The organism is Streptomyces sp. NPDC096132, from assembly GCF_044763345.1.
GTDB lineage: Bacteria > Actinomycetota > Actinomycetes > Streptomycetales > Streptomycetaceae > Streptomyces.
On sequence record NZ_JBIWGA010000001.1, the window covers coordinates 909,673 to 924,115 of the forward strand.

Consider the following 14,443-nt stretch of genomic DNA (forward strand, 5'->3'; position numbering starts at 1 on the left):
GGAGTACGCTCCCTCTACATCTGTAGAAGAGCGGGGAGTGTGCGCATGGGCCAGGGCACCGCTGTGGTCGTCGGCGGAGGCATAGGCGGGCTGGCCGCCGCGATCGGGCTGCGCCGGATCGGCTGGGACGTGACGGTCCTGGAGCGCGCTCCCGCCTTCGAGGACGTGGGTGCGGGCATCTCCATGCATGCCAACGGCGTACGGGCGTTGGAGGCGCTCGGTGTGGGAGAGGCCGTACGGGCCGTCGTACGACCCCTGTACACCGGCGGCACCCGCAGCCCCGGCGGCCGGCTGCTGGCCCGTATGGACGGCGCCGCTCTGGAACGCCGGCTCGGTACGCCCGTCGTCGGCGTCCTCCGCGCCGACCTGCACCGCGTCCTGCGCGAGGCGCTGCCCGACGGGTGTGTGAAGAACGGCGAGGAGGTGACCGACCTGAATGACGTCGGCGGCGCCGATCTCGTCGTCGCCGCCGACGGGGTCAACAGCCGGCTGCGCGCCCAGCTGTTCCCCCGTCACCCCGGTGCCGTCTACAGCGGTACGACGGTCCTGCGGGCCATCACCGAGCGCCCGCCCCTCGACCCGCCCGCCGATCTGGAGCTGACCTGGGGACCGGGCGCCGAGTTCGGGCACCTCGTCTTCGTCGACGGGCGGGTCGAGTGGCACGCGGTGCTCGACGTCCCGCCCGGCGTGCGCCACCCCGACCCGCTCGCCGAGATGCGCCGGCGCTTCGGCGGCTGGCACGACCCCATCCCCGCCCTGCTGGACGCGACCCGCCCCGAGGACGTCCTCCACCACGACATCCATGAACTGGTCACCCCGCTGCCCGCGTTCACCGTCGGCCGGGTCGCCCTGCTCGGCGACGCCGCCCACGCCATGACCCCGAACCTCGGTCAGGGGGCCAGTCAGGCGCTGGAGGACGCGGTGGTCCTGGCGGCCCGCCTGGCCTGTGAGCCCTCGGTCGACTCGGCCCTGCGGCGCTACGACCGCGAACGGCGCCGCCGCACCGGGTCCGTCGCCCGCGCCGCCCGCCAGGCCGGCCGGATGGGGCACGGTCTGACCCACCCCCTCGCCGTCGCCCTGCGCGACACGGCCCTGCGCCTGGCGCCGTCCGGGGTCACCCTCCGCGCAGCCCTCCGACACGCGGACTGGGCGCCACCGCGGTTGCGATGACGCCCAGCCGGATGACAGGGAACGCTCAGCTGTCGACACCCAGGGTCAGCGTGCCCGAGTACCCGGAGGAGGTGGAGCTCCCCAGGGCGGTCAGGGTCAGCAGACCGGAGGCGGCGCCTCCGTCGTCGTAGATGGAGTCCTGGGCGAGGGTGGTGCGGGTGACCGTGTTGGTCGAGTACGGGGAGACCTTCGCGACGGCGGTCGTGATGGTCTCGTTGAAGAAGAGCTGACCGGTGTGGAGCTCCTGGCCGCCGGAGAAGTGCCCGTCGGAGGAGACCGTGACGCCGGTGGCGACCTTGACGTGGATGTGGATGCAGCGGCCGCGGTACCAGCCGGGGTAGATCGTGGTGATCGAGGCGAGCCCGCTGGAATTGGTGAGCACACCGCCGCGCAGGAAGGTGCCGTCGTCCGGCTCGCTGTGGCCGTTGTTGCCGACGTAACCGGAGTACTCGCCGAGGGCGTCGGCGTGCCAGATCTCCACCAGGGCGTTGCTGAGAGGGGCGCAGCTGCTGGCGTCGACCACGGTCAGGGCCAGCTTCAGCGGGATGCCGGCCTTGCCCTCGGTGACGTCGGAACGGACGTACTGTCCGTCGAGGTAGTAGGGGCCTTCGGTCATCTCCTTCGTGAGGATGCAGACGGCCGCGGCGGCGACGGGAGCGGTGTCGGCCGTCGTGGCGGTGGGGGCTTCGGTCGACGCGGCGGCGCCCACGGCGAGGGTGGCGGCGGTTGCGCCCGTCGCCACCAGCACCGTACGGCGTCCGATGGGGCTGCGAGTTTCCGAGGTGTCTGTCATGAGCACGGCACCGTAAGGACGGTTTCTGTCGGGAGGCTGTCAGACCGGTAAAGTGAACATCCGTCAAGTTACTTGCAAGGCAAAGTGTCGACAGTCGTGTGGGTGATGCACGGTTTTCGAAGAGTTTCGAGTGGGCGCGTGGAGCGTTGACGCGCAAAGGGTTCGATTTTACGGTCCGCCCGCATGAGCCCCACCTCACGCAGAACAGCACTGCTCGCCGTCCCCGCCGCGATCCTGCTGGCCCTGCCCCCCACCACGGCGCCGTACATCGTCAAAGGTGGGCCGTGCCACCGGCGTCACCGGCCGCACGGGCTGGCCGATGGCGTACTAGGTGTATTGACCCGCAGGGTTGTTCGCACCCGGCTCAGGTTCCGGGGAGGATACGGCGCGTTTCGTAGGCCCACATCGCGATCTCGACCCGGTTGCGGGCGCCGAGTTTGGCCATCAGGCTGGCCAGATGCGTCTTCACCGTGCTGAGGCTGATGTGCAGTGCATCGGCGATCTCGGTGTTGGTCAGCCCGCGAGCGACGGCGAGGAGCACCTGCTCCTCGCGGGCGGTGACGGGGGAGACCGGCTGGGCCGCGGGCCGGCCGGCGGGCAGGTCCGCGAATGCCTGGAGCAGACGGACGGTGACGCTGGGCGCAATGAGCGCCTCACCGTCGGACGCCGACCGTACGGCCTGGGCCAGAAGGTCCGGTCCCGTGTCCTTGAGGAGGAATCCGCGGGCGCCGGCACGCAGCGCGCCGTAGACGTACTCGTCGAGGTCGAACGTGGTGATGACGACCACGACCAGCGGGTCGACGACGCCCGGGCCGGCGACCAGCCGGGTGGCCTCGAGCCCATCGATCACGGGCATGCGGATATCGAACAGGCAGACGTCGGGGCGCAGTTCGCGGGCCAGACGTACCGCTTCCTGTCCGTCGGCGGCCTCACCGACCACCTCGATGCCGGGCTGGGCGTTCAGCATGATCCGCAACCCGGTGCGGATGATCGTCTGGTCGTCAGCGACGAGGACGCGAATGGACACCGCTCTCGCTCCTCGCTCTCGGCAGTTCGGCTTCGACATGCCAGCCCCGGTCGGTACCCGGGCCGGCTCGTAGTGTGCCGCCGAGCAGGGTCGCGCGCTCGCGCAGTCCGGTAAGTCCGTATCCGTCGCGACCCCGGCCGGTGCGCCGACCGTTGTCGCGCACGCTCACCCGTACCGTGTGCCGTTCCGCGGCGACCCGAACGACGAGCTCGGTCGCGTCGACCGCATGGCGCAGCGCGTTGGTCACCGACTCCTGCACGATCCGGTAGACGGCCGCGTCCACGGCCGGGGGCAGCGCGTCCAGTTCGCCGTCGAGCCCCAGGTCGACCTTGAGGCGACCACCCGGGGTGCGCACCAGGCGCTCCAGATCCGCGACTCCGGCAGGGGGCGCCAGCTCGGCGCCGACCCCGCGGTCGCGCAGTGCGGCGACCATGGCGCGCATTTCCTCCAGCGTGCGTGCCCCTTCCTCCTCGACCCCCTCCAGCGCCTCGACGGCGGCGGACGGGTCGGCGCCCGCGAGCACCCCGCCCGCCTGGGCGATGATCACCATGGCCGACACGTGGTGGGCCACCGTGTCGTGCAGTTCCCGGGCGAGCTGCTCGCGCTCGCGGGACCGCACTTGCTCCAACTGCCGCTCGCGAGCGGTCACCCAGAACCGCACGGCAGCCCCGAACACGCCGGGCAGCAGCAGGAAGACGAAGCCCACGACGTTCTCGACGACCGGCGTCTCGTCCGTGACGGAACACAGCGCGCCGGCCGCGAGAATCATCGCGCCGCCCAGCACGATCTCGCGTCCTGATCCCCACCGGGGCAGCGCGTACACCAGCACGAGCACGACCGCGCCGGTGTACAGGCCGACGGGCTCGCGCGGTGCGGCGACGAGCGAGGCCACCTGAAGCAGGATCACCGAGCCGAACGCCAGCGTCACCATCGCCAGCGGGCGGGTCCGGCGCCACAGGGGCAGCAGGCACAGCCATACGGCGAACACCACCGCCACCGGCCGCCACACGACGCTCTCGCGCAGGGTGGCCTCCAGCAGCACACCGGCAAGGCTCACGGCGAGCAGCGCCCAGTCCCGCCGCACCCGGGCGGGCGCGTCGGGCGGCCGGGGTTCGGTCCACAGGGTTCGCAGGTCTTCTCGCAGCACGGTTCTCAGCGTAGGGACCGCGGCGTGCCGCGCATCGGCCGAAAGGACGGTTCGTCACTCCGCCCAGGGGCCGACGGATCCGCGGCCCGCGGGCCGATGCCGCGGAGCGCCGTGGCGACGAGCCTCGGCATCGGCGGCCGTACAAGGACGGCCAACGAGGTGGTTGGAGGACCCGATGCTCTCGAAAGCCCTGTTGCGCCTGGGCGCAAGCGCCGCCCGCCATCCCTGGCGGGTGATCGCGGCATGGCTGATCGCCGCCACGCTCGCCGTCCTCGCCGCCGTCGCCTTCGGCGGGCGGACCGCGGACTCGATGACCGCTCCGGGACTGGACTCCCGACGGGCCGCGGAACTGATCGAGCGGGCAGGCACCGGCCAGGAGGGGATGACCGCCCAAGTGGTCGTCACCCCCCTCGACGACGGTGCGACGTTCTTCGACGACGACGGCGCGCGCACCGCTCTCACGCGGCTGCGGGCCGAGGTGAAGCGGCTGCCGCACGTGCTCGGCACGAGCGACCCGGCGGGGGCGCTCGACGCGGGCGGGGACACCGCCGTGCGCGGCGGCCTCGTTTCGGCCGACGGGCGGATCGCGGTCGTCCGGGTGCAGTACCCCGACCAGAGCCGGCTGTCGGCCGAAGACCTCGACGCCCTCGTCGATCTCGGCGACCGGCTGCGCGCCGAGCTGCCCCTGCGCATCGAGATGGGCGGGAACCTCTTCTACGTCTTCTCCGACCCCGACGGCGGCGCGAGCGAGCTGATCGGCCTCCTCGCCGCGGCCGCGATCCTGTTCCTGGCGTTCGGTTCGCTCGTCGCCGCCGCGCTGCCGATCGGCATGGCGGTCTTCGGGCTGACCGTCGGGGTCGCCACGATGACGGTACTGGCGGGGGTGACAGAGGTCCCCACCTTCGCACCGGTCCTGGGCAGCATGGTCGGGCTCGGAGTGGGCATCGACTACGCGCTGTTCGTGCTCGCCAGGCACCGGGAGTACCTCGCGTGCGGGCTCGATCCGCAGGCGGCGGCCGGACGAGCGGTGGCAACGGCGGGACGGCCGGTGGTCTTCGCCGGCGGCACCGTCGTCGTGTCGATCCTCGGCCTGGCGGTCGCGAACGTGCCGTTCATGACGGTGGGCGGGGTTGCCGTCTCGATCGTCGTCCTGACGATGGTGCTCGCGTCGGTGACGCTGCTGCCGGCCTTCCTCGGCGCGGCGGGCCCGCGGCTGGGCCGGGCCGGCCGGATCGGCCGGGCACTTCGGGCCGGGCGGTCGGGCCGCATCGGCCGACGGCGGGACACTGCGGCTGGCGCCGTCCCCGCCGCCGGGTGGCGGCGCTGGCTCGGGCACGTCAGCCGGCACCCGGTGCCGTACGCGGTCGGCGCCGCGGCGCTGCTGCTGACCGCGACGCTGCCCGTGCTCGGCCTGCGCGTCGGCCTGCCCGACGACGGCTCACTGCCGCAAAGCCGTACCGAGCGCCGTGCCTACGACCTCGTCGCCGAGGGATTCGGCCCGGGCACCAACGGTCCCCTCGTCATCGCCGCGGACCCCGCCGGTGATCCGGGAGTGGTGGACCGTCTCGTCGCGGGGGTCGCGGCGGATCCGGGGATCGCGTCCGTCGCGCCGGCGCGCATCGACCGGGCCACCGGCGTCGCGACCCTCGTGGTGTTCCCGACCACCAGCCCTCAGGACGAGGCCACGGCCGACACCCTCGCCCGGCTGCGCGCCGAGGTGCTGCCCGCGGCGATCGGACAAGGCCCGGCCAGGGCGCACGTCGGCGGGGCCGCCGCGAGCCTGTCCGACGTGGGCCGACGCACCAGCCAACGCCTGCCGGTGTTCGTCGCCGCCGTGCTGGCGCTCTCGTTCCTGCTGCTGATGCTGGTCTTCCGCTCGATACTCGTACCGCTCAAGGCGGTACTGCTGAATCTGCTGAGCATCGGCGCGGCCTACGGCATCATGGTGGCGGTCTTCCAGTGGGGCTGGGGAGGCGCACTCATCGGGCTGGAGGCGACGGTTCCGATCGTGTCGTTCATCCCGATGTTCCTCTTCGCCATCCTGTTCGGCCTGTCGATGGACTACGAGGTGTTCCTCCTCTCCCGCGTACGCGAGGAGTACCTGCGCACCGGCGACAACGGCAGGGCGATCGTTGAGGGCGTCTCGCGCACCGCCCGGATCATCACCTCGGCCGCCCTCATCATGGTGGCGGTCTTCCTGTCCTTCGCCGTCGCCGAGGACCCCTCCACCAAAATGTTCGGGCTCGGCCTGGCCACCGCGATCTTCATCGACGCCACGGTCGTACGCATGGTGCTGGTACCGGCGACCATGACACTCCTCGGCCGGACCAACTGGTGGCTGCCGAAGTGGCTGGACCAGATGCTTCCCCGCGGCCCGGTCGGCACCGACGCGGAATCCACTGGTGAGGCCCCGCGTCCACGGCTGGTTGACCGTTGACTCAACTCCTGCCCGCCCTTGGCGTCCGGCACCTCAGCGCGTCACCCAGGGGCATATCGAGTCGTGATCACCGGGTGGTCCTGGTGAGGTCCTTGATCCAGATCATCCTTGTAGAGATCGGCGTCGTGACTGACGGGTCGGCCACCTCTGGAGCCCTTCTTCTTCCGGTTGGCGGCCTGGTCCTTCTTCCCCGGGATGACCGCCTTGATACGGCGTTTGCGCAGGTGGGCGCGGTTTCCGCGGGACGCGTACGCCTTGTCCCCGGTGACCGCGTCCGGGCCGGATGCGGGGTCGGCCGACCGGCCCGCGTACCCGTACCTTCTTCAGGACGGGGATGAGCTGCGGGCTGTCCGCTGCCTGGCCTGTGGTCAGGATGAACGCCAGCGGGCGGCACTTGCGGTCGGCGGCGAGGTGGACCTTGCTGGTCTGCCCGCCTCTGGAACGTCCGAGGAGGGCGGCCTTCAGCCGGAGTTTCCGCCGACGCCGGATGCGTCGTCGTTCTTCCAGAGCGGGATCACTTTCGGTCTCTTGCCCGTTGCACAGGCGCCGAACTCCGTCGGCATCTCCCGCCACTGCCCGCCCGTCTTGAACCGCCAGATCACGCCCTCGAACTGCTGCCGCAGTCGCTCGGGGTACGGTCCGTACTCGCCGATCGGCAGGTACGGCTCGATGAACTCCCAATCCGCATCGGTCAGTTGCACTCGCGTCACGTAAGACCGTCTATCGGACCGGACCGTGCCACGAAGGCACATCCCGCAATGATCACGACTCGATACGCGCCCTAGAACCGGACGCGCATGCATTTTCCCAGGGGCGCGGGGAACTGCGCGACCAGCCACGACGAACCCGCACCCGGCCACGCACCAGCACCCCCACGGCGCTACCCGACCTGCCCCATCCCCGCCGCATTCGGCCACGACTGGGCGGGCTGAGCATTCGGCCACCCGGTAGCCGCCGCGGGCGCAAGCCCGTTGGTCCCCCGCACCTGAGCGGCGGTGAGCCCACCCCGAGCCGGAACCCCGGGCGGGGTCTGCGCGGCGGGAGCCATCGGCGCCTGCACGGCCGGAGCCATCATCGCCGCAGCCGCCGGCATGGCCGGGGCCGGGATCGGCGCCGGGGCCGGAGCGGCCGCGGGCACAGGCTGGGGGAAGACCTGTGCGGCGGCCGGCAACGGCATCCCGGCGCCGTTGGACGGGGCGGCCTGCGCCATGGCGGGCGCCTGCATCGGCATGCCGGTGGCGGCCGGGGCCGCGACCAGCCCCGGCATGCCGACGGCCTGAGCGGCAAGGTTCTGCATGCCGGCCCCGTTGGTGGCTTCGACCAGCAGCCGGTCCACGGCCGCCGTACCCGAGCTGTAGCTGGTCCCGGTGCCCAGCTCGGGCACGGCGGCTCCCCTCCTGGTCCCGTAGAGCACCTGTTCCAGGCCGGACACCAGGCGACGCACGTCCACCTGGGGGCGCACCACGAGCCGCAGGAAGCGGCTGGAGGAGCCGATCTTGTTACCGCACTCGCGGACCAGAATGCGGTGCTCGGTGAGCAGCCTGTCCCGGACCACGGTGCCCTCGGCGCCGACGGGAAGGCGCACGAAGAGGAAGTTCCCCTGGGACGGGTAGACGGTCAGGCCGGGCAGCGCGGAGAGCTGGCTGGCCATGTCCAGACGGTCCCGGCGCACCTGCAGCAGGCTCTGCATGTACTCGGGGCCGTGCTCCTTGAGCATGAACACCACGTACTCGGCGAAGGCGTTGAGGTTCCACTTCGGCAGCATCGAGCGGACCTTGCCGGCCAGGGAGGGGTTGGCGACCATGTAGCCGAAGCGGATGCCGTGCAGACCGAAGTTCTTGCCGAGGCTGCGCAGCACGATGACGTTCGGCCGGATCATCGCCTCCTGGACGACGCTGGGCTCCTGCTCCGCGTCGGCGAACTCCAGGAACGACTCGTCGATGACGATCAGGTCCAGGTCGGCCATCGCGTCCATGAACTGCACCAGCGCGTGCTTGTGCAGGAAGCCGCCGTCGGGGTTGTTCGGGTTGCAGATGACGGCGACCCGCGTGCCCCGGGTGCGGATGAACTCGGCGTACTGCGCGAGGTCCAGGGCGAAGCCGCTGGACTCCTGGAGCGGGAACATGTCGACCCGCTTGCCGGTCTCCATCGGCTGGTCGGTCCAGCGGCCGAAGGTGGGGACGGGGATGGCGAGGGACTCACGGACCAGCAGGTGGTCGATCCAGGTGATCAGCTCGGTGGAGCCGTTGCCCATGGCGACGGCGCTCGGCGGCAGCTGGAGCAGGTTGCACAGCTCGGCCGTGATCGTGTCGGCGCTGCTCGGGTAGTACGTGACGATGTCCCGCAGCCGCGCCGACATCGTGTCCATCATGGCCGGGGTGGGGAAGTACGGGTTGCACGGGATACAGAAGTCGACCGGGCCGGTGCCGTCCCCGCCCTCGCGTGTCAGCGCCGCCATCGACGGGCTGTGGGCCGCCGTACTGCGGAACAACGAGGTGACGTTGTCGGCCATGGAACCTCCGTATCGGGCGGGTCCGGTGGGGACGTCCGGGCCCGTCGTCTGGGTGGCCCGCGCGGGGGAGCACGGGCCGCTCTTACATACGCAGGTGTGAGTGACACCGTTCAACGGGTGTGAAAAAAATGTGAGTTAGGGAACCGGCGGGCGGGGTTTGCCGTCCGGGGGCCCGGCCCGGCGCAGGGCTACGCGCCGAAGCAGTGGACCGTCGTCGACCGGTACGTCTGTCCCGCTCGCAGCACGGTCGACGGGAACGACGGCTGGTTCGGCGAGTCCGGGAAGTGCTGCGTCTCCAGACAGAGGCCGTCGCCCTGCCGGTAGGCCCGGCCGCCGGTGCCGACGAGGGTGCCGTCGAGGAAGTTGCCGGAGTAGAACTGCAGACCCGGCTCGGTGGTGGAGATCCCGAGGGTCCGGCCGGAGGACGGGTCGCGCAGGGTCGCCACCCGGACCGGCTCCGCGGTCACGCCCTTGTCGAGGACCCAGTTGTGGTCGAAGCCCTTGGCGTACAGCAGCTGCGGGTCGGCGCCCCTGATGTCCCGGCCGATCTCCTTGGGCTCACGGAAGTCGAAGGGAGTGCCCTCGACGTCGGCGAGCTCACCCGTGGGGATCAGACCCGCGTCGACCGGGGTGCAGCGGGCGGCGGCGATGGACAGCTCGTGGTCGTGGACCGAGCCGCTGCCCTCGCCGGCGAGGTTCCAGTAGACATGGCTGGTGAGGTTGACGACCGTCGTCCGGTCGGTGGTGGCCTCGTAGTCGATCCGCCAGTCGCCGTCCCGGGTGAGGGTGTACGTCACCTTCACGCTGAGCGTGCCCGGGTACCCCATCTCCCCGTCGGCACTGGTGAGGTACAGGTGCAGACCGACGTCCGGGCCGGTCTCGAACGGTTCGACGTCCCACACCCGCCGGTCGAAGCCCCGGGCGCCGCCGTGCAGGCTGTTCGCGCCGTCGTTGACGTCGATGTGGCAGACCGTGCCGTCGAGGGGGAACCGGCCCTCGGCGACGCGGTTGCCGTAGCGGCCGATCAGCGCCCCGAAGTAGGCAGACCCGGCGACGTAGTCCTCGAGGGTGCCGAAGCCCAGGGAGACGTTCTCGTACCGGCCGTGCCGGTCGGGGATCTCCAGCGACTGGACGATGGCGCCGTAGGACAGGACCCGCAGGCGGGTGCCGCCGTTCTCCAGGGACCAGCTGTGGACCTCCGTGCCGTCGGTGAGCTTGCCGAAGAGCTCTTTCACCGGCATTCCGCCTCCCTGTCAAAAAAGAAGGGCCCCGCCTTCCGGCGGGGCCCCGGTCCGGTCTACGAACCGGACTTGCGCTTGTTCCAGACGTCGAAGCCGACCGCGGCCAGCAGGGCCAGGCCCTTGATGACCTGCTGCCAGTCGGTGCCGACGCTCAGGAGGTTCATGCCGTTGTTGAGCACACCGAGGACGAGACCACCGATGATCGCGCCGAGGACGGTACCGACACCGCCGCTCATGGACGCGCCACCGATGAACGCCGAGGCGATCGCCTCGAGCTCGTAGTTCAGACCCGCCTTCGGCGAGGCCGCGTTCAGCCGGGCGGCGATCGCGAGACCCGCCAGCGCCGCCAGCGCGCCCATGTTCAGGAAGACCAGGAAGGTGACCTTCTTGTCCTTGACGCCGGACAGCTTGGCCGCCGGCAGGTTGCCGCCGATCGCGTAGATGTGCCGGCCGAAGACGGCGTTGCGCATGACGTAGCCGTAGCCGACCACCAGCGCGCCCAGGATCAGCAGGATGATCGGCGCGCCCTTGTAGCTGGCCAGCATCAGCGTGACCACCAGGACCGCGGCGACCAGCGACACCAGCTTGAGCAGGAAGATGTTGCGCGGCGCCACGTCCAGCGAGAACTCCTGCTGACGCTTGCGGTCGCGGATCTCCTGGAGGACCACGAAGGCGATCAGGGCGAAGCCCAGCAGCAGCGTGATGTTGTGGTAGTTCGTGCTCGGGCCGACCTCCGGCAGGAAGCCGTTGCCCATCTTCTGCAGACCGTCCGGGAACGGGCCGAGGGTCTGGCCCTCCAGCAGGATCTCCGTCACACCGCGGAAGATCAGCATGCCGGCCAGGGTGACGATGAAGGAAGGTATGCCGAGATAGGCGATCAGGAAGCCCTGAGCGGCTCCCGCGATGGCGCCCACGATCAGGCACAGCACCACCGCGACCGGCCAGGGAACGCTGTTTTCCACGGTCAGTACGGCCGCGAAGGCACCCACGAACGCCGTCAGCGAACCGACCGACAGGTCGATGTGACCCGCGATGATCACCAGCATCATGCCGATCGCGAGGATCAGGACATAGCTGTTCTGCAGGACCAGGTTGGAGACGTTGCGCGGCAGCAGCAGCTGGCCGTCGGTCCACACCGCGAAGAGCGCGACGATCAGGCCGAGGGCGAGCAGCATGCCGTACTGGCGCATGTTGCGCCGCAGACCGTCGACCACCAGCTGCAGCAGACCCTCGCCGCCCGCGCCCCCGTCCTTGCCCGGCGGCGCCGCGGCCGGGATCTTGTCGGTCACATCGGTGCTCATCGCGTTACCTCTTTGTCCTTCGTCATCTGACGCATCAGCACTTCCTGCGTGGCCTCGGCCCGCGGGACCTCGCCCGTGAGCCGCCCGGCGGCCATGGTGTAGATGCGGTCGCACATGCCGAGCAGTTCGGGCAGCTCGGAGGAGATGAAGACGACCGCCTTGCCCTGGGCGGCCAGCTGGTCGATGACCGTGTAGATCTCGTACTTGGCACCGACGTCGATGCCGCGCGTGGGCTCGTCCAGGATCAGCACGTCCGGACCCGCGAAGATCCACTTGCTGAGGACGACCTTCTGCTGGTTGCCGCCGGACAGCTTGCCCACCGGCTCGAAGACGGTCGGCGCCTTGATGTTCATCGACTTGCGGTAGCCCTCGGCGACCTGCCGCTCCTCGTGCTCGTCGACGATCCCGCGCTTCGCGACCTTCTTCAGGGCGGTCAGCGAGATGTTGCGGTTGATGGTGTCGATGAGGTTGAGGCCGTAGTGCTTGCGGTCCTCGGTGACGTACGCGATGCCGTGCTTGACCGCCTCGGCGACGGACTTCGTACGGATCTCCTTGCCGTCCTTGAGGACCGTGCCGCCGGCGTGCCGGCCGTACGTGCGCCCGAAGACGCTCATCGCGAGCTCGGTGCGGCCGGCGCCCATCAGGCCCGCGATGCCGACGATCTCCCCGCGCCTGACGTGGATCGACACGTCGTCGACCACCTTGCGCTGCTGGTCGATCGGGTGGTGCACGGTCCAGTTGCGGATCTCCAGCGCGGGAGCCGCCCCCTCCTCGGCCTCGTGCGGCGTGCGCTCGGGGAAGCGGTTCTCGAGGTCGCGGCCGACCATGCCGCTGATGATCCGGTCCTCGGTCGTCTCCGGCGCCTTCACGTCGAGCGTCTCGATGGTCTGCCCGTCCCGCAGGATCGTCACCGAGTCGGCGACCTTGCGGATCTCGTTCAGCTTGTGGGAGATGATGATCGAGGTGATGCCCTGCTTCTTCAACTCCAGGATCAGGTCCAGGAGTTTCTCGCTGTCCTCGTCGTTGAGCGCCGCGGTCGGCTCGTCGAGGATGAGCAGCTTCACCTTCTTCGAGAGCGCCTTGGCGATCTCCACGAGCTGCTGCTTGCCCACGCCGATGTCGGCGACGCGGGTCTCGGGGTGATCGCTCAGACCGACCCGGCGCAGCAGCTCGGTGGCGTGCCGCAGGGTTTCGTTCCAGTTGATGAACCCGCCCTTGGCGTGCTCGTTGCCGAGGAAGATGTTCTCCGCGAGGGAGAGGTAGGGCGACAGCGCCAGTTCCTGGTGGATGATGACGATGCCGTGGTGCTCGCTCGCCCGGATGTCCTTGAAGTGGCAGACCTCTCCCTCGAAGAGGATCTCGCCCTCGTAGGTTCCGTGCGGGTGGACGCCGGAGAGCACCTTCATGAGGGTGGACTTTCCGGCGCCGTTCTCACCGCAGATGGCGTGGACCTCGCCCTGCTGGACGGTCAGGGTGACGTCCGACAGCGCCTTGACGCCGGGAAAGGTCTTGACGATCGAGCGCATTTCCAGGACGGGTCCCGCCATGGTCGTGCCTTCCAATCCTTAAGGTTCGACGCTTACTTGAGCTGGTCCGCCGTGTAGTAGCCGCCGGAGACCAGGACCTGCTCGTAGTTGGTCTTGTCGACGCTCACCGGCTCCAGCAGGTAGGCGGGGATGACCTTCGAGCCGTTGTCGTAGGTCTTCGTGTCGTTGGTCTCCGGCTTCTTGCCGTTGAGGACCGCGTCCACCATGTTCGAGGCGACCTTGGCCAGCTCGCGGGTGTCCTTGTAGACGGTCTGCGTCTGCTCGCCGGCGATGATCGACTTCACCGAGGCCAGCTCGGCGTCCTGGCCGGTGACCACGGGCAGCGGCTTGCTCTTGGAGCCGTAGTCGTCCGACTTCAGCGCCGAGATGATGCCGATGGAGATGCCGTCGTACGGCGAGAGGACCGCGTCGACCTTCTTGCTCGTGTAGGACTTGGTGAGGATGTCGTCCATGCGCCGCTGGGCGGTGGCGCCGTCCCAGCGCAGGGTGGTGACCTGGGTGAGCGCGGTGTCACCGGACTGGACGACGAGCTTCTTCTTGTCGATGTACGGCTGGAGCACGCTCATCGCGCCGTTGAAGAAGTACTTGGTGTTGTTGTCGTCGTTGGAACCGGCGAACAGCTCGATGTTGAAGGGGCCCTTGCCGCTCGCCAGGCCCAGCTTCTCGACGATGTAGTTGGCCTGGAGCTCGCCGACCTTGGTGTTGTCGAAGGAGGCGTAGTAGTCGACGTTCGGCGTGCCGAGGATCAGACGGTCGTAGGCGATGACCGGGATGTCCGCGTCCTTGGCCTGCTGGAGCACGTTGTTCAGGGACTTGTTGTCGATGGCGGCGACGATCAGCGCCTTCACGCCCTGCGTGATCAGGTTCTCGATCTGCGAGACCTGCTGGTCGGGGTCGTCCTCGCCGAAGACCAGCTTGGTCTTGTAGCCCTTGGACTCCAGGTTCTTGACGACGTTGTTGCCGTCGGCGATCCAGCGCTCGGAGGACTTGGTCGGCATCGCGATGCCGATCGTCCCGCCCTTGGCGCTGCCCTTCTCCTCCTTGCTGCCGCCCGAGCTGTCCTGACCGCAGGCGGTCAGGGTCAGGGCGAGGGAGGCGGCTCCGGCTATGGCGGCGAAGGCGGCTCTACGAGTACGCATGATCATCATCCTTGATGTGGTGTGCCGGCTCGGTCTCGTGATGCTGGACGCCCCCGGCCGAGGTGAACCGGGGAGGACCGAGAAGGAGGTGTGTGGGATTCTGCGCGCCTGTGTCGGCTTGTGTGAAGG

The 14,443-nt window shown here is 69.7% G+C and carries 10 protein-coding genes and 1 pseudogene; 2 read left to right on the plus strand and 9 right to left on the minus strand.

Annotated features, from left to right (window positions below; genetic code table 11):
* Positions 1-45: 45 nt before the first annotated feature.
* Positions 46-1,170 carry an FAD-dependent monooxygenase gene (locus tag ACIRF9_RS03895; RefSeq protein WP_403815777.1) on the plus strand — a complete coding sequence of 375 codons (1,125 nt, stop codon included), beginning with the start codon at positions 46-48 and terminating at the stop codon, positions 1,168-1,170.
* A 25-nt stretch (positions 1,171-1,195) separates the two neighbouring features.
* Here ACIRF9_RS03895 and ACIRF9_RS03900 read toward each other — a convergent pair whose 3' ends face one another.
* The 3 genes from ACIRF9_RS03900 to ACIRF9_RS03910 form a co-directional block, all read right to left on the minus strand.
* A complete protein-coding gene (locus ACIRF9_RS03900; RefSeq protein WP_403815780.1) occupies positions 1,196-1,963 on the minus strand; it encodes an intradiol ring-cleavage dioxygenase in 768 nt (255 codons plus the stop codon).
* Between the two features lie 364 nt (positions 1,964-2,327).
* A complete protein-coding gene (locus tag ACIRF9_RS03905) occupies positions 2,328-2,990 on the minus strand; it encodes a response regulator (protein WP_403815783.1) in 663 nt (220 codons plus the stop codon).
* Positions 2,965-4,137, minus strand: coding sequence for a sensor histidine kinase (locus ACIRF9_RS03910; RefSeq protein ID WP_403815786.1), 1,173 nt, complete (start codon positions 4,135-4,137; stop codon positions 2,965-2,967). Before ACIRF9_RS03910 ends, ACIRF9_RS03905 begins: the two co-directional genes overlap by 26 nt.
* A 175-nt stretch (positions 4,138-4,312) precedes the next feature.
* On the opposite strand from ACIRF9_RS03910, the gene ACIRF9_RS03915 reads away from it, so the two are divergent.
* Positions 4,313-6,574, plus strand: a complete 2,262-nt coding sequence (locus ACIRF9_RS03915; RefSeq protein ID WP_403815789.1) for an MMPL family transporter — start codon at positions 4,313-4,315, stop codon at positions 6,572-6,574.
* A gap of 104 nt (positions 6,575-6,678) precedes the next feature.
* Here ACIRF9_RS03915 and ACIRF9_RS03920 read toward each other — a convergent pair.
* The 6 genes and pseudogenes from ACIRF9_RS03920 to chvE all read right to left on the minus strand — a co-directional run.
* Positions 6,679-7,284 (minus strand): annotated as a pseudogene (locus ACIRF9_RS03920) (transposase); the annotation flags it as partial.
* A gap of 170 nt (positions 7,285-7,454) precedes the next feature.
* Entirely contained in the window at positions 7,455-9,086 is a 1,632-nt protein-coding gene (locus tag ACIRF9_RS03925; RefSeq protein ID WP_403815792.1) for a pyridoxal phosphate-dependent aminotransferase, read from the minus strand.
* Between the two features lie 188 nt (positions 9,087-9,274).
* Complete coding sequence (locus ACIRF9_RS03930) at positions 9,275-10,327, minus strand: aldose epimerase family protein (protein WP_403815795.1); 1,053 nt, start codon at positions 10,325-10,327, stop codon at positions 9,275-9,277.
* 56 nt (positions 10,328-10,383) lie between these two features.
* Positions 10,384-11,628: a multiple monosaccharide ABC transporter permease gene (gene mmsB, locus ACIRF9_RS03935; RefSeq protein WP_403815798.1), complete on the minus strand. Its 1,245-nt coding sequence runs from the start codon at positions 11,626-11,628 to the stop codon at positions 10,384-10,386.
* Complete coding sequence (gene mmsA, locus ACIRF9_RS03940; RefSeq protein ID WP_403815801.1) at positions 11,625-13,175, minus strand: multiple monosaccharide ABC transporter ATP-binding protein; 1,551 nt, start codon at positions 13,173-13,175, stop codon at positions 11,625-11,627. The genes mmsB and mmsA overlap by 4 nt, the downstream gene beginning before the upstream one ends.
* A 32-nt stretch (positions 13,176-13,207) precedes the next feature.
* Positions 13,208-14,320 (minus strand): multiple monosaccharide ABC transporter substrate-binding protein, encoded by a 1,113-nt coding sequence (gene chvE / locus ACIRF9_RS03945; RefSeq protein WP_403815803.1) that lies wholly within the window; start codon positions 14,318-14,320, stop codon positions 13,208-13,210.
* Positions 14,321-14,443 lie beyond the last annotated feature (123 nt).